Source organism: Haloferax sp. s1 (genome assembly GCF_058382125.1).
Genome location: NZ_JBZRPK010000352.1, coordinates 1 through 3,450, shown reverse-complemented (window position 1 = coordinate 3,450; position 3,450 = coordinate 1). Strand labels below are relative to the sequence as shown.

Here is a 3,450-nt window from a genome sequence, read left to right as displayed (position 1 = left end):
CACTACGACCGGGTAGCTAGTGAGATGAGAAAACCTGGAGACGGGATAACTATATGCGAGGATCTGTTGAAAGCCTCTCGTAGTCTAACGATTTGCTGAAGAGCAGGTTCCCAACAGTATCCGTGGAAAGAGCGCTCTAATTATTAACGATGAAGAATTTCAACAGAGCTATATCGGACTAATCAGTAAGTGATATCATATGGGATGGAGTATAGGCGTTAATTTTAATACATTTGACTGAGTGTCGTTATAATATGGATACCCCTCCAAGAGACTTCATACTTGGGCGGTCTAGTGCATGGTCTAGTAAGTTTGAATTGTTGGCTGTTTCGCTACTTGGTCTTGCCATCTCTGCAGTATTATTAGAATTTTTTAATATTGCCTCACCAAACTCAATTGTTGAACTGCTCTATTTCCTAATTACCTTCTTGTCACTATTTAGCATATCCATGTTTATTACATACTTCGTGGCATATCAATTCGGCATTGGACGTAAATGATAAACATCGAATTGTTATAAGATTGTATATTTGGTACTGTCCAAGACCAGCAAATCCGTGTCGCGGGATTCTGCTCGCGAATCGTTTCGAGACACTCGAAAATCTACTCTTTCGTCTGATTCTCTGGGAAGTTCACCACGTTTTGACCGTTGGGGGCGTGGAATCTGACCGCTAGTTCGTCAATCCGAACCAGCAGTCGTTCAATATGCGGATGATCGACGTGTCACAGGCTGGTCGAATTGTCCCATAGTTGGGGATGTGACGCATCAAAAAATCCGACGACGTCTCACCGTCCCCACCGTCCATTCGAACATCGTCGTCAACTGTCCACCGTCATTTAGACGCGAGAGACGTCTCGGATGCAGAATCGAGTAAGATAACCCGAGGTTCCGCAAGACTGTACTGAGATCGTCCAGATGGTACTGGACGTTAAACTCCTCGTTGAGTAGATGTTGCATCTCCTGTGGTTTCCACGACTGGCCATCGCGGAGGAGTTCGAGCAGTTGGTCGAGTTACCGAGAATTTCGTGAACTCGTCTTGAAATGTGTCGTTCATAACATCAAGCGTGCCGCAACATAGCCAAATCAACCGGGTGGCGATTCACCAGAGCCGTTCAAAAGAATTCTTTGGCGATATAGCTGTAGACAATGATTGTTAGCTGATAATAGGTTTTTGTTTACAGTTACAACAGTACTGCCGTCATAGACTGAGAACAAGACAGCTTGACATATAATATATTAAATGCATAAACCTAGCAATTTTTCAGAATAGTATTCCGGGATAATAACAATACTATAGAAGTGCTTAGTCAACTGACTTCCTACGAATTATGGAAGCAATTGATCCCATTTCTCAATCAGATTCTGGCCGTATTGTCAACATGGGTACTCAGATATAATCGGCAGAAGGCAGTCAAATAGCAGAATACATCCACGGGAATTACGGCATCTGAACAGATGTATCCACGGGACTTAATAGGAAAAGGTTTCCACCAAATTAGTCTGTCCCCAATTAACAATCACGACATCATAAATTACCTGTGTATCTGGTTATATTCCAGTGAATATACAATACTAATCGGCACAGACTGTGACTGCAGTTTCATTGAACGCAACTCGTTTCACTAAGCCGCCACAAAACACGCTGGTGATTGCACTAGTCAGTCTAACCGCTGCTATCCGAACTTCCCACCCCACTGTTTCCGGAGAAACGAAATCAGAATGCAGATAACTCGCTATCTGGTTTGATTCAAGCTTGAAATCGTCGCTGAGAAGGCACGCAACACTCCCATCCTCTAAGGTTGTGTTCCTCCAATAAGTCTGGGTATGATTTTGACAAACAATCGCTTTCTGATATGAGCGCTAAGCCGCCTGTTCGGTTCCTCCCCACTCATCGGACGCGTGGGCCAATATATGTCGAGAGTTTTACCCATATGACGACCGTCGAGATGGCGGTCGCGAAGGACACGTTCGTCCAGCAGAAAGCAGTTGCACCGAGGAGGCAACCCTGCCGTATGGTCGAGCAAATACTTCTACCCGCTCGCGACGCCCGCCGTATCGCCGGGCTCCTCCGTGAGGTCGTAAACGACGACAAGGGAGAGGCCGGATACTACGCCGACCTCCTCGACGACCATGCAGACGAACATGCCTTCGAAGACCACTTCACCGATATCGGCCCCATCCCGATGGGCGAGCAGGACATCTGAACAGGCAGGATTCTGAAGGACAGGTAATTCCCGCTACCCAGGGACTCATCTTCGTACTCGGTTGCCCCGCCTCGATGGACTCGATTTCGACGGCTTCTGCGGGCGTGTTCGGCCCCTGCCAGTACTCACCTTCATGCTCTGGTCCTTGTCCTTTTGAAACCACTGGCTCTGGTAAATCGCCAGACAGCGGTTGGTTCAGCTATGTTGCGGCACGCTTGATGTTATGAACGACATAGATCATCGCCGATTTCCCACTTCACTTTCCAAATTCTAATGGTCGAAATCGATGCCATCTAGTGATTCACCAGAGCCCACTATTCTCCTACGATCTGTTAAAACTGCTGTACACGGTGGGAAATCCAGTCGTGGCGTCGTCGGTGGAGATGTACGCTATTGTTCACTCGACCCGCGCCTAAAGACGTGGGTATGCGCTCGATTCTGTATCACGACACCCCCTCCCCGGATTTCAAATGAATTTGGTTCCAAGAGAAGGATGGCATTTCCTCTCAGAGACCCGGATTCCTAGTTCGAATAAGACGGATTAGCCGGGTAGAAGCTCGTAGTAAGGGAATATTCGGAGTATGAGTTCTTGTGAAAGTCAGCTTCTTTCGAATGTTATTATAAATTTTACCATTTAGGTAAAGTAGTAGTAGTATAGTAGAGAAAGAAAGTTGAATACATCTTGTACAGCTGTCCTTAGATATAAGCCGCTAGGACCAATCGACTTTTATATGCTATCTCCCACAAAAGTCAGACTTCTAACACTCTCCCAAAGCGTCTTTTGATTGCCGATTGGACTCAAAAATAGACACCATATTTCAGATGATTCCCTGGCGACAGCGTCTCTAAACACTACCAACTCCAGTTTTAGAATCCGTCTCCATATCATGATTGGGTAGTTCTCTTCCCTTTCGACTGCTCGAATTCATTTGAAATCCGGTGTGGGTGTGTACTGTTTTCCGAAGCTGTGCTACACCGGATCGAGAATTCATCTGAAATGTGGTGTGGGTGTGTTCTGAATCCGGTGAACAAGCCACACGATAATGAGAGTTCATTTGAAATCCGGTGTGGGTAGATCGAATGGTACCCCGTCCGTGAATTCATTTGAAACTCGGTGTCCCCCTGTTTTTCACCTCCTCTAGGTTTTCAGGCTTCTTGGACTGACCTGTCTCTCGAGAAGACGCGCTGCTCTATCTGAATTCTCACTCTGGAGGTGTACTAAGGAAAAGAACTAAGCCAGATTCA

Annotated in this window: 1 protein-coding gene and 2 pseudogenes; 1 reads left to right on the top strand and 2 read right to left on the bottom strand. The window is 46.3% G+C overall.

Annotated features, from left to right (window positions below; genetic code table 11):
- Positions 1-606 precede the first annotated feature (606 nt).
- Both QT222_RS04245 and QT222_RS04240 read right to left on the bottom strand, forming a co-directional pair.
- Positions 607-830 (bottom strand): annotated as a pseudogene (locus QT222_RS04245) (IS630 family transposase); the annotation flags it as partial.
- Positions 831-864: 34 nt separating this feature from the next.
- A pseudogene (locus QT222_RS04240) lies at positions 865-1,003 on the bottom strand (winged helix-turn-helix domain-containing protein); the annotation flags it as partial.
- Between the two features lie 929 nt (positions 1,004-1,932).
- On the opposite strand from QT222_RS04240, the gene QT222_RS04235 reads away from it, so the two are divergent.
- Positions 1,933-2,205, top strand: a complete 273-nt coding sequence (locus QT222_RS04235; protein WP_491476412.1) for a hypothetical protein — start codon at positions 1,933-1,935, stop codon at positions 2,203-2,205.
- Positions 2,206-3,450 lie beyond the last annotated feature (1,245 nt).